This is a genomic window from Mycolicibacterium lacusdiani (assembly GCF_021916785.1).
GTDB lineage: Bacteria > Actinomycetota > Actinomycetes > Mycobacteriales > Mycobacteriaceae > Mycobacterium > Mycobacterium lacusdiani.
On record NZ_JAKCFC010000014.1, the window covers coordinates 70,190 to 91,319 of the forward strand.

The 21,130-nt window shown below is 67.8% G+C and carries 23 protein-coding genes; 15 read left to right on the forward strand and 8 right to left on the reverse strand.

Going from position 1 to position 21,130, the window contains the following annotated elements:
- The first annotated feature begins 85 nt into the window (after positions 1-85).
- The 4 genes from hypF to hypE are packed head-to-tail and all read left to right on the forward strand — an operon-like array spanning position 86 to position 4,869.
- Complete coding sequence (gene hypF / locus LOK44_RS28350; RefSeq protein WP_308192817.1) at positions 86-2,419, forward strand: carbamoyltransferase HypF; 2,334 nt, start codon at positions 86-88, stop codon at positions 2,417-2,419.
- Positions 2,392-2,676 carry a HypC/HybG/HupF family hydrogenase formation chaperone gene (locus tag LOK44_RS28355; RefSeq protein WP_237573416.1) on the forward strand — a complete coding sequence of 95 codons (285 nt, stop codon included), beginning with the start codon at positions 2,392-2,394 and terminating at the stop codon, positions 2,674-2,676. Before hypF ends, LOK44_RS28355 begins: the two co-directional genes overlap by 28 nt.
- The gene (gene hypD, locus LOK44_RS28360) at positions 2,673-3,788 is read left to right on the forward strand and encodes a hydrogenase formation protein HypD (RefSeq protein WP_237573417.1); all 1,116 of its coding nucleotides are present in this window, start codon (positions 2,673-2,675) and stop codon (positions 3,786-3,788) included. Before LOK44_RS28355 ends, hypD begins: the two co-directional genes overlap by 4 nt.
- Complete coding sequence (gene hypE / locus LOK44_RS28365) at positions 3,781-4,869, forward strand: hydrogenase expression/formation protein HypE (RefSeq protein ID WP_237573418.1); 1,089 nt, start codon at positions 3,781-3,783, stop codon at positions 4,867-4,869. The genes hypD and hypE overlap by 8 nt, the downstream gene beginning before the upstream one ends.
- Positions 4,870-4,872: 3 nt before the next feature.
- Here the strand turns inward: hypE and LOK44_RS28370 are convergent, their stop codons facing one another.
- The gene (locus LOK44_RS28370; protein WP_237573419.1) at positions 4,873-5,934 is read right to left on the reverse strand and encodes an AraC family transcriptional regulator; all 1,062 of its coding nucleotides are present in this window, start codon (positions 5,932-5,934) and stop codon (positions 4,873-4,875) included.
- Between the two features lie 204 nt (positions 5,935-6,138).
- Here LOK44_RS28370 and LOK44_RS28375 point away from each other — a divergent pair, with 204 nt between their 5' ends.
- The 10 genes from LOK44_RS28375 to LOK44_RS28420 all read left to right on the forward strand — a co-directional run bounded on the left by LOK44_RS28375 (position 6,139) and on the right by LOK44_RS28420 (position 15,577).
- Complete coding sequence (locus tag LOK44_RS28375) at positions 6,139-6,675, forward strand: helical membrane plugin domain-containing protein (protein ID WP_237573420.1); 537 nt, start codon at positions 6,139-6,141, stop codon at positions 6,673-6,675.
- 73 nt (positions 6,676-6,748) lie between these two features.
- Positions 6,749-7,714 carry an NADH-quinone oxidoreductase subunit B family protein gene (locus tag LOK44_RS28380; protein ID WP_237573421.1) on the forward strand — a complete coding sequence of 322 codons (966 nt, stop codon included), beginning with the start codon at positions 6,749-6,751 and terminating at the stop codon, positions 7,712-7,714.
- Between the two features lie 53 nt (positions 7,715-7,767).
- Positions 7,768-9,378 (forward strand): nickel-dependent hydrogenase large subunit, encoded by a 1,611-nt coding sequence (locus LOK44_RS28385; RefSeq protein ID WP_237573422.1) that lies wholly within the window; start codon positions 7,768-7,770, stop codon positions 9,376-9,378.
- Positions 9,375-10,208 carry a hydrogenase maturation protease gene (locus tag LOK44_RS28390; protein ID WP_237573423.1) on the forward strand — a complete coding sequence of 278 codons (834 nt, stop codon included), beginning with the start codon at positions 9,375-9,377 and terminating at the stop codon, positions 10,206-10,208. Before LOK44_RS28385 ends, LOK44_RS28390 begins: the two co-directional genes overlap by 4 nt.
- 91 nt (positions 10,209-10,299) lie before the next feature.
- Complete coding sequence (locus tag LOK44_RS28395; RefSeq protein WP_237573424.1) at positions 10,300-10,560, forward strand: hypothetical protein; 261 nt, start codon at positions 10,300-10,302, stop codon at positions 10,558-10,560.
- A gap of 16 nt (positions 10,561-10,576) precedes the next feature.
- Positions 10,577-11,848 (forward strand): tetratricopeptide repeat protein, encoded by a 1,272-nt coding sequence (locus tag LOK44_RS28400; RefSeq protein ID WP_237573425.1) that lies wholly within the window; start codon positions 10,577-10,579, stop codon positions 11,846-11,848.
- Positions 11,845-12,753 (forward strand): NifU family protein, encoded by a 909-nt coding sequence (locus LOK44_RS28405; RefSeq protein ID WP_504928337.1) that lies wholly within the window; start codon positions 11,845-11,847, stop codon positions 12,751-12,753. The genes LOK44_RS28400 and LOK44_RS28405 overlap by 4 nt, the downstream gene beginning before the upstream one ends.
- Positions 12,750-13,943, forward strand: coding sequence for an NHL repeat-containing protein (locus LOK44_RS28410; protein ID WP_237573426.1), 1,194 nt, complete (start codon positions 12,750-12,752; stop codon positions 13,941-13,943). Before LOK44_RS28405 ends, LOK44_RS28410 begins: the two co-directional genes overlap by 4 nt.
- The gene (locus tag LOK44_RS28415; protein WP_237573427.1) at positions 13,940-14,776 is read left to right on the forward strand and encodes a hypothetical protein; all 837 of its coding nucleotides are present in this window, start codon (positions 13,940-13,942) and stop codon (positions 14,774-14,776) included. The genes LOK44_RS28410 and LOK44_RS28415 overlap by 4 nt, the downstream gene beginning before the upstream one ends.
- A gap of 48 nt (positions 14,777-14,824) precedes the next feature.
- Positions 14,825-15,577, forward strand: coding sequence for an acyl-[acyl-carrier-protein] thioesterase (locus LOK44_RS28420; RefSeq protein ID WP_237573428.1), 753 nt, complete (start codon positions 14,825-14,827; stop codon positions 15,575-15,577).
- A gap of 28 nt (positions 15,578-15,605) precedes the next feature.
- Here LOK44_RS28420 and LOK44_RS28425 read toward each other — a convergent pair whose 3' ends face one another.
- The 3 genes from LOK44_RS28425 to LOK44_RS28435 all read right to left on the reverse strand — a co-directional run bounded on the left by LOK44_RS28425 (position 15,606) and on the right by LOK44_RS28435 (position 18,288).
- A complete protein-coding gene (locus LOK44_RS28425) occupies positions 15,606-15,899 on the reverse strand; it encodes a putative quinol monooxygenase (RefSeq protein ID WP_237573429.1) in 294 nt (97 codons plus the stop codon).
- A 4-nt stretch (positions 15,900-15,903) separates the two neighbouring features.
- Positions 15,904-16,332, reverse strand: coding sequence for a nitroreductase/quinone reductase family protein (locus LOK44_RS28430; protein ID WP_237573430.1), 429 nt, complete (start codon positions 16,330-16,332; stop codon positions 15,904-15,906).
- A 96-nt stretch (positions 16,333-16,428) separates the two neighbouring features.
- Positions 16,429-18,288, reverse strand: a complete 1,860-nt coding sequence (locus LOK44_RS28435; RefSeq protein ID WP_237573490.1) for a heavy metal translocating P-type ATPase — start codon at positions 18,286-18,288, stop codon at positions 16,429-16,431.
- 159 nt (positions 18,289-18,447) lie between these two features.
- Here LOK44_RS28435 and LOK44_RS28440 point away from each other — a divergent pair, with 159 nt between their 5' ends.
- Positions 18,448-18,801 carry an ArsR/SmtB family transcription factor gene (locus LOK44_RS28440; RefSeq protein WP_237573431.1) on the forward strand — a complete coding sequence of 118 codons (354 nt, stop codon included), beginning with the start codon at positions 18,448-18,450 and terminating at the stop codon, positions 18,799-18,801.
- A gap of 10 nt (positions 18,802-18,811) precedes the next feature.
- Here the strand turns inward: LOK44_RS28440 and LOK44_RS28445 are convergent, their stop codons facing one another.
- From LOK44_RS28445 to LOK44_RS28460, 4 genes are all read right to left on the reverse strand, one after another.
- Positions 18,812-19,510 carry an SDR family oxidoreductase gene (locus tag LOK44_RS28445; RefSeq protein ID WP_237573432.1) on the reverse strand — a complete coding sequence of 233 codons (699 nt, stop codon included), beginning with the start codon at positions 19,508-19,510 and terminating at the stop codon, positions 18,812-18,814.
- A gap of 148 nt (positions 19,511-19,658) precedes the next feature.
- Positions 19,659-19,955 carry a hypothetical protein gene (locus LOK44_RS28450; RefSeq protein ID WP_237573433.1) on the reverse strand — a complete coding sequence of 99 codons (297 nt, stop codon included), beginning with the start codon at positions 19,953-19,955 and terminating at the stop codon, positions 19,659-19,661.
- A 50-nt stretch (positions 19,956-20,005) separates the two neighbouring features.
- Positions 20,006-20,323 (reverse strand): hypothetical protein, encoded by a 318-nt coding sequence (locus LOK44_RS28455; RefSeq protein ID WP_237573434.1) that lies wholly within the window; start codon positions 20,321-20,323, stop codon positions 20,006-20,008.
- 294 nt (positions 20,324-20,617) lie between these two features.
- Positions 20,618-21,049, reverse strand: a complete 432-nt coding sequence (locus tag LOK44_RS28460; RefSeq protein ID WP_237573435.1) for a hypothetical protein — start codon at positions 21,047-21,049, stop codon at positions 20,618-20,620.
- Positions 21,050-21,130 lie beyond the last annotated feature (81 nt).

Genomic DNA, 21,130 nt, shown 5'->3' on the forward strand with positions numbered 1-21,130 from the left:
GAAGTCACCAGGCCGCGTCGTCAGCCCAATGACGCGACTGGAGTGCGGTGCCCGGGAGGCCCATGAAGCGTGACGGCATGCGCCCGTGACGGCGGTGCGATCGAGGCTCGACATCACCGGAGTCGTTCAAGGTGTCGGGTTCCGTCCCGCTGTCGCCCGCATTGCCGACGCCCGCGGCGTCACCGGCTTCGTCACCAACGACTCCGGCTCCGTCCACCTCGAATTCGAGGGTGGCGCCGAAGCGGTCGACGCGGCCATCGCCGATCTCCGGGCCGGTCCGCCGCCATTGGCTCGCATCGACGACATTCGGGTGACCGTCGTTGCGCCGCAGGGCGATCACGGGTTTCGCATCGTCGCGAGCACGGCCACCGCGGGTCCGCGCACCCTGGTTCCCCCCGACGTCGCAATGTGCACCGACTGCCTCGATGAGATGACCGACCCCACCGACCGCCGCTACCGCCATCCGTTCATCACCTGTACCAATTGCGGGCCGCGCTACACGGTGATCACCGATCTGCCCTACGACCGTCCCGCCACCACGATGGCGGCCTTTCCGATGTGCGAACGGTGCTCCGACGAATACCACGATCCCCGCAACCGTCGGTTTCACGCGCAGACCATCGCGTGCCCGGACTGCGGGCCGACGCTCACGTGGCTCAGCCCGACGTCGCGAGATGGTGCCGTCGGCGACCCGATCGACGCCGCAGCGGCCGTCATCGAAGCGGGTGGCATCGTGGCGGTGAAGGGGATCGGCGGCTACCACCTCGCGTGCCGCGCGGATGACACCGATTCGGTCGCGGAGCTGCGGCGTCGCAAGTCGCGACCCGCGAAACCGTTCGCGGTCATGGTCCGCGATCTGGCCACGGCCCGGTTGGTCGCGGTGATCTCCGATGCCGCCGCGTCGTTGCTCACGTCGACCGCGGCCCCGATCGTCCTCGTTCCCTCCGCACCCGGCGCAGTGTCGGCCCTCGTAGCCCCCGGCCTGCACGACGTCGGAGTGATGCTCGCCTACTCGCCGATCCATCACCTGCTCTTCCAGCGGTTGGAGTCGACGGCACTCGTCATGACGTCGGCCAATGCCGGGGGTTCCCCGATCGTCTTTCGCGACGACGACCTCACGTGGATCAACGGGCTCGCCGACGGAGTGCTCACCCACGATCGGCCGATTCACGTGCCATGCGAGGACTCGGTGCTCGCGGTCGACGACCTCGGTGCCACGCTTCCACTGCGCCGGTCACGCGGATATGCGCCGCTGCCGGTGTCCTTGCCGGTGTCGGTGCCCACGCCCGAGACCCCCGTGATCCTGGCGACGGGCGGCGATCTCAAGACCACGTTCTGCCTGATGGCACCAGACGGACACGCGCACATGTCATCGCACCTCGGCGACATGGCGGATCCGCGGACGCAGTCGTGCTTCTCGGCAGCGCTCGATCACCTGGTCCACCTAACCGGCCGACGACCTGAACTCGTCGCTCGTGACCTGCACCCCGGGTACGCCACCACCCGCTGGGCGCAGCGGCGGGGCGGGCCGATGGTCGGGGTGCAGCATCACCACGCACACGCCGTCTCCTTGCTGGCCGAGCACGGCCGCCTCGGCAGCGCGATCCTCGCGGTCACCTACGACGGCACCGGCTACGGCACCGACGGAACCACTTGGGGCGGTGAGCTTCTGGCACTGACCGAGCCGTCCCGGTTCACCCGGGTCGGGCATCTCAAGCCGTTCGCCCTCCCCGGTGGGGACGGCGCTGCACGACGACCTGCGCGCATCGCGCTCGACTTGATGTTCAGGGCGGGCGTCGACTGGGACCCCGATTTGCCTCCCGTGGCCCACGTCGGGACGGACGGCCGCCACGTGCTGGGCCAGCAGATCCCCCGCGGCATCGGCTGCGTCACCACCACCAGCATGGGTCGGTTGTTCGACGCGGTGGCCAGCCTGCTGGGTGTCTGCCAGGAGGTGACATACGAAGGTCAGGCCGCGATCGAACTCGAGCACGTGGCGCGGGCAGGCCGGCCCGGACGGGTGCTGGTCGACTTCGACGTCCGCGACGGCGTGCTCGATCCGGCGCCGGTCATCATCGGTCTGGTGGCCGGGATGCGCTCCGGTGCGACCGCCGCCGAGTTGGCCGCCGCGTTCCACCTCGCCGTCATCCGAGCCACGATCCGGGTCGCCGCCGAGTGCGCGCTCGCCACGTCGATGCCGACGATCGGTCTGACCGGCGGCGTCTTCGCCAATCGCCTTCTGCTCGAGGGCATTCGAAACGGTCTTCGAGCGCGGGGGTTCGACGTGCTCACTCACCGCGTCGTGCCATGCAACGACGGCGGTCTGGCCCTGGGGCAGGCCGTCATCGCGGCAGCATCACCGAAGTCTCCGACAAGAGAAGGAAGTGGCTCATGTGCCTCGGAATCCCCGGCAAGATAGTCAAGATCTGGGACGAGTCGGGCACCCGAATGGCGACCGTCGACTTCGGCGGCACCACCAAGAAGGTCTGCCTGGCTTACCTGCCGGACCTTCAGGTCGGTGAATACACCATCGTCCACGCCGGGTTTGCGCTGAACCGACTCGACGAGGAGTCCGCCAACAACACGTTGAAGATGTTCGCCGACCTCGGCTTCCTCGAAGAAGAACTCGCCGGCGTGCAGTCTGCGAGCGCTGACGAAGAACGGGAGCGGGCATGAAGTACCTCGACGAATTCCGGGACCCGGCCGCCGCTCGGTTACTGGTCGACCAGATCAAGCGCCGTGCCACCCGCACGTGGACCATCATGGAGGTCTGTGGTGGTCAAACGCATTCGATCATCCGCAACGGCATCGACCAGTTGTTGGGCAATGCCCTCGAGTTCATTCACGGACCCGGCTGCCCGGTCTGCGTCACGCCGTTGGAGATGATCGACCGGGCGCTGGAAATCGCGGCGCGCGAGAACGTCATCTTCTGCTCGTTCGGCGACATGCTGCGCGTGCCTGGCAGTCGTGAGGACCTGTTCAGCGTGCGCGCCCGCGGTGGAGACGTCCGCATCGTCTACTCCCCTCTGGACGCCACGCAGATCGCCGCCGACAACCCCGACAAGGACGTCGTGTTCTTCGGCGTCGGGTTCGAGACCACCGCTCCGGCCAACGCCATGTCCGTGGTGCACGCCAAGCGTCTGGGCCTGACGAACTTCTACCTCCTGGTGTCGCACGTGCTGGTGCCGCCGGCGATGACCGCCATTCTGTCCTCGCCGACCAACCGCGTACAGGGTTTCCTCGGCGCGGGTCACGTCTGCACCGTGATGGGAACCTCGGCATACGGGCCGCTGGTGGAGGAATTCGGGGTGCCGATCGTGGTATCCGGCTTCGAACCGCTCGACCTGCTCGAGGGGGTCCGTCAGCTGGTCGATCTGCTGGAAGACGGCAAGGTCGAGTTGCGCAACGCGTATCCGCGGGCGGTGACGGATCAGGGCAACGTCGTTGCACAGGCGACTCTCGACGACGTCTTCGTCGTGATCGACCGGCCGTGGCGCGGCATCGGCGTGATCCCGAAGTCGGGATGGACCCTGTCCCCCCGCTATGCCGAGTTCGACGCGGAGAAGAAGTTCGGAGTCGGGCACATGCAGGTTCGGGAATCCACCGAATGCCACAGCGGCGAGGTGTTGCAGGGCCTGTTGAAGCCCAACGAGTGTCCGGCATTTGGCACGTCGTGTACCCCCCGCAGTCCGCTCGGCGCCACCATGGTGTCCAGCGAGGGCGCGTGCGCGGCCTACTACCAGTTCCGCAGGCTGGGCATCACCGACCTGACGGCCGCCAATGCCTGAGGCAGACGATCTGGTTGCCATCGACCTGGCGAACTGGGTGTGCCCGCTTCCCCTGCGCGAAACCAAGCGCGTCGTCATGGGCCACGGCGGTGGCGGCATCTTGTCCGAGGAACTGATCGAGAACCTGTTTCTTCCCGCCTTCAACTCGGGACGGGGCACTGGCGGACCCTCGCGGGACTCGGCGGTGCTGACGGTGCCCGCCGGACGGATCGCAGTGTCGACCGACTCATACGTGGTGCAGCCGTTGTTCTTTCCCGGGGGCAGCATCGGCGATCTGGCCGTCAACGGCACCATCAACGACCTCGCGATGAGCGGCGCTCAACCCCTCGGCCTGACCGCCGGCTTCATCCTGGAGGAAGGGCTCGAGCTGGAGGTACTCGGTCGCATCGCGCAAGCCATGGGCAAGGCGGCCGACCACGCCGGGGTCGGCATCGTCACCGGTGACACCAAGGTGGTCGGAAAGGGCAGTGCAGATCAGCTCTTCGTCAACACCGCCGGCGTCGGGGTGATCCCGGACGGCGTGGACGTCGGACCCGAACGGGTACGGCCCGGCGACGACGTCATCGTGTCCGGCAACATCGGTGAGCACGGCGTGGCGATCATGAGCGTTCGTGAGGGAATAGACTTCGGCACCCTCCTCACCACCGACAGCGCACCCCTGCACGGGCTCGTCGATGCGATGCTCACGGCCGACGTCCGCGGTGGTCGCATCCACGCGCTGCGCGACCCGACGCGCGGCGGTCTCGTCGCGTCGGTCATCGAGATCGCCAGGGCTGCGGGAGTGGGAATCGCCCTCGAGGAGAGCCTGGTTCCCGTGCCGGAGGCGGTGGCTTCGGCGTGCGGCTTCCTGGGACTGGACCCGCTGCAGGTGGCGAACGAGGGCAAATTGATCGCGTTCGTCGACCCCGCCGCGACCGAGGCGGTACTCGCAGCCATGCACGGGCACCCCGAGGGCGCCGGCGCCGCCGTCATCGGCCGCGTGGTCACCGAGCACCCCGGCATGGCGGTGGGAAGGACGCCGTTCGGAACCACGCGGGTGATCGAACGCGAATTGGGCGAACAGCTTCCCCGCATCTGCTGAGAGTCAGCGTCGCAGGGTTTGCGACGGTGACTCCCCCCAACGCTTGCGATACTCGCTGCCGAAGCTCCCGAGGTGGTGAAAGCCCCACCGCTCGGCCACGGCGGTCACGGTGATTCCGTCGGCAGGCGTCGCGTCCATCAACTCGGCGTGGACGCGTTCGAGGCGGCGCTCTCGCACGTAGGTCATGGGCGTCATCCCGAGCTGCTCGTGAAAGCCCTGTTGGACGGCCCGCACACTCATGTGCACCGCACCTGACACTGAACTCATCGTGATGTGCTCGGCCAGATGGTCCTCGAGGTAGTCGATGGCGGCCTGCACCACGGCGCCACGCTTGTCCGGCGGCGCCGGCGACGTGAACTCCTCGTGATAGTTGGACGGTTGTAGGTGGAGCAAACTGCTCATGACGAGGTCCTCGACTGCTCCGATGCCCTGTCCGCGGCTCACGAGCGAACCGGCGTGGAATACCTCGGTGTGGATCAACTGCACGGCGGCATGCCAGCGCATCGCTGCTTCACTGGTGAGGTCGAATTCGGGTTCGAATGCCAGGGGGTGCTGGAGGGTTCGTCCCATGACGCGGGTGAGATAGGCAGTCATCACGGGCTTCTCGATCCGGATGACCAGTTGCGGGGAGTCGAGATCCAGACGCATCGTCAGCGGTTGGCCGGGACTGGTCACCAGCGAACGGATGCTGTTCGCTTCGAAGGTCCTTCCCCGGTGGCTGGCGAGTGCGCAGCCGTTCATGGGCATGTGCACGCCGAAGTAGTCGCCATGGCGGGGGATGTCGATCACGGCCGGGACATGAAGGTCGAAGTACAGCATGCTGACGTTGCGCAGTCGCACGCCGTGCATGCCTGCGGCAAATCCGGCGAGATGTTCGTCGGCGACGCGGAGCGCCATGGGGGACAACGCCTGACCCATCAGTTGGGCGGCCTCGCGAACGTCCTCACTGTAGAAGACCTCGTTGCTGGTGAGCGCCGGTGGCACGCCCCGCGATCTGACCCGGCGGCGCACCGGGACCTCGGTGTGCCGAACGTCGATGAATCCGAGACGGCTCAGTCGTGACATGACGGCTGCCTGACGACGAACTCGTGCATGAGCCCAGCCTCACCTAAGGATTCGATGACGCTCATGCCCGTCCGGCCCAATCTCGCTGCGCACCAGCGCATTGAAGTGTGCGCAATCCTGACAGTATCTGCGCGATAGCGATAGGCGCAGCCAGTTCGGCGAGCTAGCTTGTGAGCAGGGCCACATCTGATCCACGGAGGCGCGATGACAGCAAACGGACAGGTGCTGAAACCGTCACCGGCCGAACAGATTCGCGCCAAGCTGGACGATCCGCGCGTAGCGGAGTCACTGAACGATCTCCTCGAACACGCCGATCTGCTGGCGGTTCTGGTGTCGGGCCTCGACGGCCTGGTGCGGCGCAGCGACACGCTCGGTGACAGCCTCACGTCTGCGATCGGCGAATTCAAGGGCCTGAACGGGGCGAACCAGTCGATCCCCGGCATCGACTCGCTGAAGTCGGTCGATCTGGCCGGCTTGGCGGCCAGTTTCGCCACGCTGTCGGACAAGGTCGTCGGTGCGACCCCGGCACTGAATTCCCTTCTGGAATCCCGCCTCACCGACCCGCAGGCCGTCGAGGTGCTCAGCCAGCTAGGGCAGGCACTGGTCGATGCGAAGACGGCCGCGGCGCACAGCCCCAAGGGCCTGTTCGGAATCCTCAAGGCGGCGAGAGATCCCGACGTCGCCCGCGGCCTCGGCTTCCTTCTGCAGGTTGCGAAGTCCTTCGGCCGACAACTCAGATGACCTTCGGCCCTTCACTTTCGATTCGAGATCGACCAAGGTCCCGGCAGGGGTCTCGCTAGGAGAGGAAGTTCGCATGGCTTCGGTTCTGTGGTTCCAGGGAGGCGCGTGCAGTGGCAACACCATGTCGTTCCTCAACGCCGAGGAACCCAACGTCGTCGACCTGATCGTCGACTTCGGGCTCGACCTCATCTGGCATCCCTCGCTCGGACTCGAACTCGGCAAGAACGCCCAGCAGGTGTTCAACGACTGCGCGAGCGGCGAACGCCCACTTGACATCTTCGTGTTCGAGGGCACCGTCATGGAGGCCTATGACGGACGCACCGACATGTTCGCCGACCGGCCCATGAAGGACTGGGTGACCGACCTGGCCGGTGCCGCGCAGATCGTCGTGGCCATCGGTGACTGTGCGTGCTGGGGCGGGATCCCCGCGATGGAACCGAATCCGTCCGGCTCCACCGGCCTACAGTTCCACAAGCGCGGCAAGGGCGGCTACCTCGGTGCCGACTTCAAGTCGAAGATGGGTTTGCCCGTCATCAACATCCCCGGTTGCCCCGCTCACCCGGACTGGATTACCCAGATCCTCGTCGCGCTGGCCACCGGTCGCGCGGGCGACCTGACGCTCGACGAACTGCACCGGCCCGAGACGTTCTTCAAGACGTTCACGCAAACCGGTTGCACCCGTGTGCAATTCTTCGAGTACAAGCAGTCGACGATGTCGTTCGGCGAGGGGACGCGAACCGGCTGCCTGTTCTACGAATTCGGGTGCCGGGGGCCGATGACCCATTCGCCGTGCAACCGCATCCTGTGGAACCGACAATCCTCCAAGACCCGTGCCGGCATGCCTTGTCTGGGCTGCACCGAACCGGAGTTCCCACACTTCGACCTCGCCCCCGGAACGGTGTTCAAGACCCAGAAGGTCGCGGGAGTCATTCCCAAGGAGGTGCCGGAAGGCACCGACCACCTCACCTACATGGCGCATGCCGCAGCAGCCCGCATCGCCGCCCCGCAGTGGTCCAAGGAAGACATGTTCGTGGTCTAGCCGTGCCCAGACACCGCTTGCCGCACCAATCGACCCATCGGAAGGACCACCCAATGACCGCACTGGACCTCTACATAAGTCCCCTGGGCCGCGTCGAGGGTGACCTCGACGTCCGAGTGACCATCGAAGACGGCATCGTCACCTCCGCCTGGACCGAGGCCGCCATGTTCCGCGGCTTCGAGATCATCCTGCGCGGCAAGGATCCACAGGCCGGACTCGTCGTGTGTCCGCGGATCTGCGGAATCTGCGGCGGCAGCCACCTCTACAAGTCGGCGTATGCGCTCGACACGGCCTGGGCGACGCACATGCCGCCGAATGCCACCCTGATCCGCAACATCTGCCAGGCGGCCGAGACCCTGCAATCGATACCGCGCTACTTCTACGCGCTGTTCGCCATCGACCTGACCAACAAGAACTACGCGAAGTCGCCGCTCTACGCCGAGGCGGTCCGGCGCTTCGCACCGTACGTGGGCACGAGTTATCAACCGGGCGTCGTACTCTCGGGCAAACCCGTCGAGGTCTATGCGATCTTCGGCGGCCAATGGCCGCACTCCAGCTTCATGGTCCCCGGCGGGGTGATGTGCGCGCCGACGCTGTCTGACGTGACCCGGTCGATCGCGATCCTCGAACATTGGAAGGACGCATGGCTGGAAGGTCAGTGGCTGGGCTGCAGCGTGGAACGCTGGCTCGAGGTCAAGACTTGGGAGGACATGCTGGCCTGGGTCGACGAGAACGAGTCGCAGTACAACAGTGACTGCGGATTCTTCATCCGCTACTGCCTCGACGTCGGGCTCGACAAGTACGGCCAGGGCGTCGGCAACTACCTCGCCATGGGCACCTACTTCGACCCGACCCTCTACGAGAACCCGACCATCGACGGTCGCAACGCCGCACTGATCGGCCGCTCGGGCATCTACGCCAACGGCGAGTGGCACGACTTCGACCAAGCCAAGGTGCGGGAGGACGTCACGCACTCGTTCTACGAGGGCAGCGAGCCCCTGCACCCGTTCGACGGCGAGACCATCCCGATCGATCCCGAAGCCGGTCGCAAGCAGGGCAAGTACAGCTGGGCGAAATCGCCGCGCTACGACATCGGCGGTGGGCTGGGCAACGTTCCGCTGGAGGCCGGCCCGCTGGCCAGGCGAATGGCTGCGGGAGGCCCGAACGCGGCTGCGCACCAGGACGACGACCCGCTGTTTCCCAACCTGCTCGCATCGATCGGCCCGAGTGTCTTCGTCCGGCAGATGGCCCGCATGCACGAAGCGCCCAAGTACTACAAGTGGGCGCGTCAATGGCTCGACGACCTCGATTTGAAGGAGAGCTTCTACACCAAGCCCACCGAGCATGCCGAGGGGAAGGGCTTCGGCGCAACCGAGGCTGCCCGCGGTGCGCTGGCAGACTGGATCGTCATCGAGAACTCCAAGATCAAGAACTATCAGGTCGTCACGCCGACTGCGTGGAACATCGGGCCGCGGGACGGCTCCGAGGTGCTCGGCCCCATCGAGCAAGCGCTCGTCGGGTCGCCCATCGTGGACGCGGAGGACCCGGTCGAGCTTGGCCACGTAGCCCGCAGCTTCGACTCCTGCCTGGTGTGCACCGTCCATGCCTACGACGGCAAGACCGGAAGAGAACTGTCCAAGTTCGTCATCAACGGAATGGTGTGATCCTGACGTCGACGCACGCCTCCGAGCCGGAACGGATCGACATCGAACCGCCCGGCTGCGAGGTGCTGGTCGTCGGATGCGGAAACCTCCTGCGCGGAGACGACGGCGTCGGGCCCGTCCTGGTGCGTCATCTCTGGGAACTCGGCGTCCCTGACGGCGCTCAGATGGTCGACGGCGGCACCGCGGGGATGGACACCGCGTTCCGCATGCGGGGCGCCGGACGGGTCGTGATCGTCGACGCGGCTGCGACGGGATCCGAGCCCGGCACCGTGTTTCGCGTACCGGGTGAGGAGTTCGCCGAGCTGCCGCCTCTGCAAGGGCTGCACACCCATTCGTTCCGGTGGGATCACGCCATTGCCTTCGCGCGGTGGGCGCTCGGCGATTCCTGCCCCACCGACATCACGGTGTTCCTGATCGAGGTCGCCGGCGTCGAGTACGGAGCCGAGCTGTCCGAGCCGGTGACGGCAGGGATGAACACCGTCAGCGACGTCATCGAGCGGGACTTCCTGGCGCCCTTGAGACCCGCGAAGGCCAGCGAGGTGACCGTGGAGTTCACCGGCGACGGTTACGTCCGCCTCGATGCCGCCCTGGCCGCCAGCAGGTTCGCCTCCGACGCCGTGGCCGCCATCGTCCAGGACGACGACTTCCTGCTGATTCCGCTACGCGGGCCACGCAGCGGCGGTCTGCTGCTCAAGCAGCGCAATCCAGCCGGTGACCGGAGTGCGCTCATCCACGAGGTGCTCTACGGCCGCATCCCGGTCGGCGTCCAGCGCGCCTTCTGGGACGAGGAGCGCGGCGCGCTTCGGGTGCCTCTGGAGCCGGTGACGTGATCCTGGCCATAATCGGTGGGGGGAGGCCCGTGTTCGGAGCTGTTTTCCGGGAATCCTTCGACGATGAACACGAAGATCCGGGCGGTTGCCCATGTCTAGTCACGAGCCCCTTCCGACCGGTCGGCCACCGACCGTGATCCCCGCCAAGAGTTCCGCCGAGGAAGCACACGCCGTCGACACCGTGGTGGTCGAAGAGCGCGGTCAGTTCGCCGTCGACATCGTCGTCGTCTTCGCCGACGGCGTCGTGCGCAAGCGGATCGACACCCATCGGACGCGCCGTCGCGCCGAGCGGGCCGCCAGCTTCATCAAACGAGCCGCCGAACGCGACGTGCGCGGAAGACTGATGGGATGACGAACATGGGAGGGCCGTGACCAAAACCGCTATCGTCGATCCGTCGGCCGCCGAGGCCGCCCTCGTCCGGCCGGACCTCGCTGTCCGTCCACAACCATTGGGCGCCTTCGGCCTTCCCCTGGGTTACCTGCTGATTCCCGCCGGTGACGACACCGAGCAGGCCCGCCTCACGCTGTTGGCCGGGTGCCTACCCGACGAGTGGCCCGGTCGGCTGGCCGCACATCGCCATGCCCTTGCCGGGGACCGCGATGCCGCTCTCGCCGCGCTTCATGGCAGCGACCCGATCACCCGATACAACCGCTTCGTACTCAATTCAGATCTCGAGGACCCCGACGAACTCCGGTCCATACTCGGCGAATTCGGTCCACTGGTCGACCTGGTGGCCTTCGCGCTCGGGCGCATCAACACGCCACCAGCCGTCGGCGACACCGACGGCGAATTGGCCGCCGTCCTGCTCGGCGGCGTCGCAAGCCACGCGCTGAGCGACGACCCGGCCGTGGCCGTAGGTCTCCTCGACACGGCAGTCCAAGCCGCGCAGGGCATGTCGAGGCCACTTGCCGGTGTGCTGCTCGGCGCCTCCGCATCCGTGTGCATCGAGATGGGCGATCCCGGCGAAGCCCATGAACGCATCGAGAAGGCGCTTCGCCTGCTCACCGACGCCGACGCCCTCCGCGTCGAGCGCGCCGAACTGCATCTGACCGCCGCAGGGCTATTGCACGAACAGACGCATGACAATCCCGGGCTCATCGCACAGGCCATCCCGCACTACCACTCGGCACTGCAGCTGGTGAAATGCTCGGACGCACCACTGCTTTGGGCGTCGTCCCACGCCAATCTCGCGGCTGCGTACCTGACCATGCCGATGGTCGAGGCGTCCGGTCAGTTGCGGTTGGGCGTCGCGTCGCAGTCGCTGCGGTCGGCGTTGACGGTGTATACCCGCGAGGACCATCCGGAGCAGTGGGCCAGCGCGCAACTGAACCTTGCCAATTCACTCGTCTACACGCCGTCGAAGCATCAAGCCGACAACCTCGTCGAAGCCGTCGAACTCTACGAGGCCATCCTCGAGGCGCGCGACCGAACCACCGACCCGCTCGGGCGGGCCCGAGTGCTCGCGAATCAGGGCAACGTGTTGGCGCATCTAGGGGCCTTCCGGGATGCGAAGGCGAAGCTGTACGAGGCGCGCTCACTGTTCGAAGAACTGGGTGACGACGAATCGGTACGTGCGGTGCGCGGTGTGCTCGACGAAGTCGCCCGGCAGACCACGCTGAACCGAAGCGAGACACCGTGACCGCGATCGCCGACCAGTCGCACTCCACGTCGGCCCCCGGTGACGAACCGGAGTTCGAGAAATTGGCCAAGCGCGTCGACGACGCGATGAGGGCGCTGGCGGGCCTGGATCCCATGTCGCGTGCGATCGCCGAGGAGGTCAAGGCGTCCGTCGAGTCGATTCACCGTGCCGGCCTGGTGTCCATCGTGCGCCGGCTCAAGGCCGAGGAAGCCACGCGCGAGGCGTTGTTCGAACTCGTGGACGACCCGGTGGTACACCTACTGCTGTCCCTGCACGAGATCGTGCGACCCGATCCCATGACACTGGCCAATCGCGTGCTGGCCGACGTGCGCCCGCAGTTGCACAGCCATGGCGGGGACGTCGCCCTGGTTCGGATCGAGGACGGCACGGCCTTCGTGCGACTGGAGGGCGCCTGCAACGGCTGCTCGATGTCGTCGGTCACTCTGCGCAATCTCGTCGAGAACGCCTTGACCGAGAGCGTCCCCGGCGTGAGCGCTGTCGAAGTGCTTCCCAACGAGCCCTCACCGACGTTGATTTCAGTCGAATCGCTGCGCATCGGTCTGAACCCGACCGGTGAGGGCTGGGTGAAGGTCGGGGCCGCGGCCGACATACCCGTCGGCGACATCACGGCCGCCTGCTTGACGGCCAGTTCCGGCGACCAGGCCGAGGTCATCGTCGTCAACATCGCACAGCGGCTGACGGCGTATCGCAACGAATGTGCGCACGAGGCACTGCCCTTGGACAACGCGATGCTCGACGTCTCGAATGGCACCTTGACCTGCCCGTGGCACGGGTTCTGCTACGACGCGACGTCCGGTGAATGCCTGACGGCACCGGGCGCCCAGCTCGAACAGCTTCCGCTGCGGGTCGACGAGGGCGACGTCTGGGTTCGAGTCACGACATGAGCCGATACACCGTCCGCGTGAACGTCAGCGGACGGCCGGCCAGGGTAGACGTCACGCCCGAGGTCGACGTCAGCGGTGGCTGGGCACCGGAGGTGTGGCTGGGTGCGCCCGCCCCCGGCGGTCTGGCACTGCCGCCTGCGAGCCCGACCATGGCCTGGATGTACTCGCCGCGCGGGGTGTTCCTCGGCGAGAACCACGTCGCCGTCGCCGATTCGGGCAACCACAGGGTGCTCATCTGGCACGGCATGCCCACCGCCGACGAGCAGCCCGCCGACGTCGTGCTCGGCCAACCCGATGGGACGACCGAAGGCCGCGCGGCGAATGGACGCGGACCCGAGCGGGGAATGAACCTGCCGACCGGAGTGCTCGTCCATGGCGGTCGGCTGATCGTCGCCGACGCCTGGCACCACCGGATCCTGGTGTGGGACGAAGTTCCCGTGCTCGACGACACTCCGCCGGATCACGTTCTCGGACAACCCGATGTGACTAGCGTCCTGCCGAACCAGGGTGGTGAGTGTTCAGCGTCCACGTTCTACTGGCCGTTCGGAATCGCCATGGTCGGATCCAGATTCTGGGTCGCCGACACCGGCAACCGTCGTGTACTCGGGTGGGACGGCGGAATCCCCGACCCTGGTCGTCCCGCCGACGTCGTACTGGGACAACCCGATCCGAAGCACCGCGAGGAGAATCGAGGTGGCGACGCCGGTCCCGCCAGCTTCCGGTGGCCGCACGACATCGCGGGCCGCGGCGACCTGTTGCTGGTGGCCGACGCCGGTGATCACCGAATCTTGGGCTGGTCGCCGCACCCGGATGTCGACCGGCCCGCCGACGTCGTGATCGGCCAGCCGGACTTCACCTCTGCCACCGAGTGGCCGTATGGCCCGCACACCGGGGACAGGTTTCGCTTCCCCTACGCGATCGGGCTAGACGCGACCGACCCGTCGACCGAGCGCCTGGCGATCGCGGACACCGCCAACAACCGGATCCTGTTGTGGAACGGTGTCCCCCTCGACGGCCGCGCGGCCGATCACGTGCTGGCGCAACCGGACTTCGGATCCAACGGGGAGAACCGCTGGACGTCGGTGCAACGCGACACGTTGTGCTGGCCGTACGGCATCTCGCTGGCCGGCGACCGGCTGGCCGTCTCCGACTCCGGCAACAACCGCGTCGTGATCTGGCAACGGTCGTGAGGCCACGGATCGTCCAGAACGAGGGGCAGCTCGGCTTCTACTGGGCGACGGAACGAGGCGTCCCCACGACCCTGCAGGCGCTGGTCGCCGAGGACGACGAGCCCGAGCGCCTGGTGGCCACGCACCTCGAAGCCATCGACGACTCCCTCATCATCGCCGCGGAGCGCTTCGGTCGAATTCTCGGCGGCGGCCGACGGCCCGCAGCCGAGGAACGTGAGGACCTGTTGGATCTCCATCGCACATTGGATCGGCTGTGCTTCGAGTACTCCGCGGCGCTGGATCGCACGGGTTCGGTCCCCGACCTGCGGGCAGGCAAGATCCTCGGAACCGCGGCCTTGTTCTCCATCCTGGCGCGCGAACCGCTCGGACTGCTGGGCCCGGCGCCGTTCGACGGTGAACTCGACGACCCTGCGATCGGCGTCATCGGCGGGTTCGGTGAAATGCAGCAGGTCGATCCTGGGAATCCGTGGAAGGGCGGCCGGTGGGTGGTCAGAACCGAGACCGGTCAACGCTTTCCGCTGACCCTGTCGATGCTGCTCTTCGACAGCTCCGGGGTGAACAAGGAGGCGTCGCGCAAGGAGCACCTCGAGGCGCTGCGATCGGTGCTCACCGCCGCCCGTTCTGCCGAGGCAGACCCGATGGCCGTGACCTGCGCGCTGGACTGGTTGCTGTACGACTGGCTGATGGCTCACCGCGACGGCCCCGACAGCGCCGAGATCGTGTTTCCGAAGGGGTACGAATCCGATGCGGGCGTCATCGTCGCGGCTGCGGCGGCGTCGGTCGCGGCCAGGGCGACCTTCGACCCTGGTCTCGTCGGTATTGGGCCACGATGAAGCCACCGGTGACCGAGCCCCGCGAGCGGATGCGGTACACATGACCCGATGCCCACCAACGACGTCGACCACCGCCTGAGCCCCCGGCCCGACACCGGGTACGTCTACCAGACGTCGTGGCCGGTCGCGACGGGCGACATCGACGGTGACCTGCACCTACGCCTGGATGGCGTGGCCCGCTACATCCAGGAGGTCGGTGCGGAGAACCTCGTCGACGCCGGTGAGGCCGAGAACCATCCGCACTGGATCGTGCAACGCACGGTCATCGACGTCATCGAACCCATCGAGTGGCCCAGTGACCTGACGTTCCACCGGTGGTGTTCGGCGTTGTCGAGCCGCTGGTGCACGATGCGCGTCGACCTCGATGGGAGCGCAGGCGGCCACATCGAGACCGAGGGCTTCTGGATCGCGATCAACAAGGACACACTCACTCCGTCGCGAGTCTCCGACACACTGGTCGCGCGGTTCGCCACCACGACCGACGAACACCGACTCAAGTGGCGACCATGGCTGCAGAACCCTACCGACACCGACGTCGTCACGCCGTTCGCGTTGCGTCGCACCGATATCGATCTCTTCGAGCACGTCACCAACGCCGCCTACTGGCACGCGGTGCACGAGGTGATGGCCTCCGCACCCGACGTGTGCACGGCACCATACCGAGCCGTCGTCGAGTACCGGCGGCCGATCCGCTACGGCGAGGACGTCGCGATCCATTCCGTGCGCCGCGGAGACGAGGTGCGCTTCGCGCTCGCCGTCGGCGACGACGTCCGCGCGGCGGTGCTGCTCCGCAAGTTGTAGTCCCCTACGAGACTCCGCAGCTGATGCGTCAGATGTCGGTGTCGAGGTACCGCGTCTTGACCGGTGGAACGGCTAATAGCGCAGGCAATGCGGCGATCCTGCCCTCGCCTGCCCTGAAGCTGCGGTACGCCTCGTCATGTTCGACGGACTCCCAGCGTTCGTAGATGATCCAATGCGTCGGATCGTCCTCGTCGACGATGACGTCGGTGGCGAGGTTGCCGTCGAACGCGCGTGTGGTCTGTAGTTCGCGGCCCATCAGTTCGCGCGCCTCGGCCAACGCCTCGGCCTTGAGTTTGAATTCGAGCAGAACGGTTACGGCCATGGGTTCAGTCCACCACTCGCTGCAACTCGATGACGGGGATCACCCGTGACGTCTTGCGCTGATACTCGCCGAACTGCGGCTCCGCCTCGGTCTGTTTGGCGTAGACGTCGTCCCGTTCCTCACCGCTCAGCACTCGCGCGGTGACGCGGAAGGTCTCGGAGCCCTGCTCCACGACGGTGTCGGGATTGGCGACCAGGTTGTGATACCAGTCGGGATTGGTGTCGGAGCCGCCCTTGCTGGCGAAGACGAAGGTGCGGTCGCCATCCAGGTACGGCACCAGGGGCGCGATGCGTTCTCTGCCCGACTTGGCGCCGACGTGGTGCACGAGCACCAGTGGCTTGCCCTCGAACACGCCGCCTGCCTTGCCGCCCGTCTCGCGGAACTCGGAGATGACCTTCCGGTTCATCTCGTCGAAGTCAATGGGTTCCGACATACCCGTCTCCTTGTCAGCCGGCGCATACGTCCTCCCCACAGCCGTCACCGGGACTCATTTATTCCTGAGCCGGAACCCCGGACACGCCACCGCACCTCAGCGCCCTCCGGCCCGTCGCCACGCGCGGTCGGTCAGTAGCCGCAACCCGTTAAGGGCCACCAGGATCGTCGACCCCTCGTGCCCAGCCACTCCGAGCGGCAACGGAAGCTCACCGACCAGATCCCAGGTCACCAGGGCGACGATCGCCGAGCCCGCGATGACGAGGTTGGCGATCACAACCCGACGTGCGCGACGCGCCAGCGCGAGGACCGTCGGGATCACGGTCAGTTCATCGCGCACGGTGACCGCGTCGGCGGTGTCGATGCTGAGGTCGGCTCCGGTACGTCCCATCGCCATCGACGCGTGCGCGGCAGCCATCGCGGGCGCGTCGTTCACGCCGTCACCGACGACCAGCGTGCGCCGGCCGGCCTGCTCGAAACCCCCCACGACGGAGCTCTTGTCGTCGGGAAGCAGATTGGCGCGGACCTCGCGGATGCCGACCGTTCGCGCGACGTGCGCGGCCGTGGACGGGTTGTCGCCCGTCAGCAGAACCGGCGAGGTCTCGGTCATCCGAGTGAGCCGTTCGACGGATTCGACGGCATCGGTTCGGATGAGGTCGTTGAGCCCGAGGAGTCCGACCGCCCGCCCGTCCACCAGCACCACGACCACCGTGGCGCCCGCCGCTTGCATGTCGACGACCTGCGGCAGGCGGTGCTGACCATCGGGCACGAGTACCGCGACCGTGCGACCCCGCACCTCCGCCCGGACTCCGCGTCCCGGCAGCGCCGTGAACTGCCGTGCCGGGGGGATCTCCACTCCCCTGGCGCGTGCTGCGGCCACGATCGCGCGACCGATCGGGTGCTCGCTGTAGAGTTCGGCGCCCGCCGCGAGTTCGAGGACGTCCGGACCGTCGGCGGACTCGTCGAGCGCGACGACCGAGGAGACCTCGGGCGTTCCGCGGGTGAGGGTTCCGGTCTTGTCGAGTACGACGACGTCGGCGTCGGCGAGGTGCTCCATCGCCACCGCCGACTTGACCAGGACGCCGTGTCGGCCGGCGTTGGCGATGGCCGACAACAGCGGAGGCATCGTGGCCAGGACGAGCGCGCACGGCGATGCGACAATCATGAACGTCATGGCGCGCAGCAGGGTCGACTGCACGTCGTGGCCCACGAGCAGCGGTATCGCCAGAAGCGCGACCGTCGCGGCGACCACGACCGCCGAGTACCGCTGTTCCACCTTCTCGATGAACAGCTGCGTACCGGCCTTGGTCGCCGACGCCACGGCGACCATCTCGACGATCCGGGCGATGACCGTCTGCGACGGGTCGCGATCGACCCGCACGACCAACACGCCCGAGCCGTTCACGGTGCCCGCGAACACCTCGTCGTGCACGTTCTTGGCAACCGTCATGGACTCGCCGGTGATCGAGGACTGATCGACGTCCGACGCGCCGTCGACCACGCGGCCGTCGGCCGAGATCCGTTCGCCCGGGCGGACTATCACGCGGTCGCCGATGGCGAGTCGACTGGCGGGCACGACCGTCTCCGTGCCGTCGGCGTCCACGCGCACGGCCTGCTGCGGCGCCAGGGTCAGGAGGCTGTTGACCGAGTCCTCGGTGCGCCGTGTCGCTACGTCCTCCAGGGCTCCGGACGTCGCGAAGATGACGATGAGCAGCGCGCCGTCGAGCACCTGGCCTATCGCGGCGGCGCCGATGGCCGCAACGATCATCAACAGGTCCACGTCGAGGCGCTTGTCCCGCAACGCCTTCAGGCCCTCGAGTGCCGAATCCCATCCCCCAGCGGCGTAGCAGGTCAGGAACAACGACCACCACACCGCGGCGGGTGCTCCGAGCAGGCGTGCACCGATGCCGCCCAGGAAGAGAGCCAACGCCACGGCCGCCCAGCGCACCGACGGCAGCGCCCACGCACCCGACGAGCGAGCGGGAGCAGCGACGTCGTGGTCGGTGCAGGGCGCGCCCGGGTGCGTGAGCGTTCCAGAACAAGTCACGCAGACATGTATACATGTAAAAGTGTAGAGGTGTCAGGGGCAGCCCGTCGATCATGCTTGAATGGAGCCATGGGCCATGGCGTAGAGGGCCGGTCGACACCACCGGCAACCCTCGATGCGTCGTCTGCGGCCAAGGTGGCCGAGACCCTGCAAGCCCTCGCCTCGCCGAACCGGCTACTGATCCTCACCCGGCTGCGGCTCTCGCCCTGCACCGTCACCGACCTGTCGGCTGCCGTCGGCATGGAGCAACCCGCCGTGTCGCACCAACTGCGCCTGCTGCGTGCGCTCGGACTGGTGACCGGAGATCGCAACGGGCGCAACATCGTCTATCGCCTGTACGACGATCACGTGGCTCAACTCCTCGACGAAGCGGTCTACCACATCGAGCATCTCCGCCTGGGCGCGCGCGACACCACTGCGTGACCGGCCCTCGTCACGCCAGCTGCGGGTACACCCCGGCGACACCGTTCGACAACTGCGCCCGAACGTGACGGCTGACGTCGTCGGCGAGTACTTCGTGGTCGCCCGCGGCGACGCCGTCGAGCGCCAGCGCCACCACCGCGGCGGGATCGGACTTCGGCACGTCGCTGTCCTTCATCATGTCGGTGTCCATGGCGCCGACGTGCAGTGCCGTCACGGCGATCCCGCGTTCGGCGAGTTGCAGCCGCAGGGCATTGGTCATGGACCAGGCGGCCGCCTTCGATGCGCAATAGCCACCCGCCATCGGCAGACTCAGCCAGGACAGCACGGACAGCACGTTCAGCATCGCCCCGCCACCGTTGCGCTCGATCACCGGAACGAACGCCCGTGTCACCGAGAGGGTTCCGAAGTAGTTGGTGTCCATCTCGCGGCGGACGTCGTCGAGGTCGCCGGTCAGTAGGTCTGCGCCCAGCGAGATGCCGGCGTTGTTGATCAGCAGCGTGACGTCACCGGCCGCCTCCGCGGCGGCCGATACCGACCCGGGATCGGCGACGTCGATGGTCACCGGGATCGCACCGGCCAGGTCGACGCCGTCGGCGTTGCGGGCGCCGGCGTAGACGCGCGCCCCGCGTTGCAGGAGCTGTTCGGCGAAGTGTCTGCCGAGCCCACGGTTGGCTCCGGTGACCAGTGCAGTGCAGGAAGAGAGGTCCATGCATTCATCCTGCGTCAGTTCACGTCGTCATGGGTGGTCGACGACGGAATCATCCAGCAGACGAGGAACGGTCCGCTGCCCGCGACTCTCGCCGCGGTCAGCGAACCGTTCCACCGTCGTCACGCCATCAGGTCAATGACGTTGCGCATCACCATCTTCCGCCAGCCGGCGCAGTGGCCGGCGGCGGCGTCGGGCCGCCGGGAGCAGCCGGGCCTGCGGGGGCCGACCAGTCCGGCGACGTGCAGATCATGTCCGTGGGCATGGTGATCTGCGTGGGAAGCGGAATGCCCAGCCCGCTGACCGCAGGCAGGTTCAGTGCGGGCAGCGCGAACAGCCCACCCTGCCCCGGCACGATTGCCGGCTGCGGCACGTACTGCGTGGCCAGGGCCGCAGCACCGGTGAGCGGCGCGATGACCTGCGCGGGGATCGGCTGTACGGCAGCCATCGGCGCAAGGACACCAGTGGACGCAGCGGCGGGGACGCCGGCGGCCTGGGTCACGACGGCCGGCGCGCCTGCTCCGGCAGCACCGCCACCACCTGCTGCGCCGCCACCCCCACCTGCTGCACCACCACCTGCTGCTGCGCCTCCGGCTCCGGCTGCGCCCCCGGCTCCGGCTCCGGCTGCGCCACCTGCTGCGCCGCCACCTGCACCCGCACCACCGGCACCGCCGCCTGCACCCGCACCACCGGCACCGCCGCCTGCACCTGCGCCACCACCGGCTCCGCCGCCTCCGGCGCCGCCTGCGCCTGCGCCTGCTCCGCCACCACCGGCACCCGCAGCGCCTCCGCCGCCAGCGCCACCACCTGCGCCACCCGCGCCCCCGCCTGCGCCGGGAGCGGCAGCAGCGGCAGCGTCGACGACCGGCGCCACCTCAGGACCCGCTATGGGTGCCCCTACAGCCGCTAGCTGGTCTACGGCAGCACCCTGGCCACCGTCGATCCCAACGTGACCCCCGGGTAGGCCGGCACCTTCGCCGCCACCGACGCCTTGGCCGCCACCGACGCCCGCGGCCTGCTCGGCTGCCGCACGGGCAGCATTCTGGTCGAGCTGCGCACGTGCGGCTGCATCGTCAATGGCCGCTTGCGGCAGCACTTCTGGTCCACCAGTTACGCCGGCAGCGGGCGCGCCTCCGCCACCTGCCGCCGGAGCACCCGCACCTCCGCCCCCGGGGAGTCCCGCTGCCTCGGGTAGGCCGCCACCACCGGCCGCGGGCGCACCGCCGCCGCCGCCTGCAGGGACGCCACCACCACCGGCCGCCGGGACACCGCCACCGCCGGCGGCAGGCACACCGCCGCCACCGGCCACGGGCGCACCGCCACCGCCCGCGACGGGCACACCGGCACCGCCGGCTGCCGGCGCGCCGCCACCGCCTGCGACGGGAATGCCTCCGGCAGCGTCGATTGCCGCGGGGGCCGCTGTTGCTGCGGCAGTGTCGATCGTGCCCACCACGGGAGCCCCGGCCGCTGCACCGCCTGCACTAGCCGCACCCGCACCACCCGCGGCCGCGGCACCGCCGCCGGCCGTAGCAGCGGAACCACCGGATGCGCCCGCACCGGGAATGGCGCCGAGCGCTGCGGACGGCAGGCCAAGGGGCACCGTTCCTGCCGAAGGGGGCGTCA

Bases quoted from the DNA above. Each gene is read 5' to 3' on its own strand.
- LOK44_RS28355 (WP_237573416.1), top strand. From the start codon at position 2,392: ATGTGCCTCGGAATCCCCGGCAAGATAGTCAAGATCTGGGACGAGTCG.
- hypD (WP_237573417.1), top strand. From the start codon at position 2,673: ATGAAGTACCTCGACGAATTCCGGGACCCGGCCGCCGCTCGGTTACTG.
- hypE (WP_237573418.1), top strand. From the start codon at position 3,781: ATGCCTGAGGCAGACGATCTGGTTGCCATCGACCTGGCGAACTGGGTG.
- LOK44_RS28370 (WP_237573419.1), bottom strand. From the start codon at position 5,934: ATGTCACGACTGAGCCGTCTCGGATTCATCGACGTTCGGCACACCGAG.
- LOK44_RS28375 (WP_237573420.1), top strand. From the start codon at position 6,139: ATGACAGCAAACGGACAGGTGCTGAAACCGTCACCGGCCGAACAGATT.
- LOK44_RS28380 (WP_237573421.1), top strand. From the start codon at position 6,749: ATGGCTTCGGTTCTGTGGTTCCAGGGAGGCGCGTGCAGTGGCAACACC.
- LOK44_RS28385 (WP_237573422.1), top strand. From the start codon at position 7,768: ATGACCGCACTGGACCTCTACATAAGTCCCCTGGGCCGCGTCGAGGGT.
- LOK44_RS28395 (WP_237573424.1), top strand. From the start codon at position 10,300: ATGTCTAGTCACGAGCCCCTTCCGACCGGTCGGCCACCGACCGTGATC.
- LOK44_RS28410 (WP_237573426.1), top strand. From the start codon at position 12,750: ATGAGCCGATACACCGTCCGCGTGAACGTCAGCGGACGGCCGGCCAGG.
- LOK44_RS28420 (WP_237573428.1), top strand. From the start codon at position 14,825: ATGCCCACCAACGACGTCGACCACCGCCTGAGCCCCCGGCCCGACACC.
- LOK44_RS28425 (WP_237573429.1), bottom strand. From the start codon at position 15,899: ATGGCCGTAACCGTTCTGCTCGAATTCAAACTCAAGGCCGAGGCGTTG.
- LOK44_RS28430 (WP_237573430.1), bottom strand. From the start codon at position 16,332: ATGTCGGAACCCATTGACTTCGACGAGATGAACCGGAAGGTCATCTCC.
- LOK44_RS28440 (WP_237573431.1), top strand. From the start codon at position 18,448: ATGGGCCATGGCGTAGAGGGCCGGTCGACACCACCGGCAACCCTCGAT.
- LOK44_RS28445 (WP_237573432.1), bottom strand. From the start codon at position 19,510: ATGGACCTCTCTTCCTGCACTGCACTGGTCACCGGAGCCAACCGTGGG.
- LOK44_RS28450 (WP_237573433.1), bottom strand. From the start codon at position 19,955: ATGGCTGCCGTACAGCCGATCCCCGCGCAGGTCATCGCGCCGCTCACC.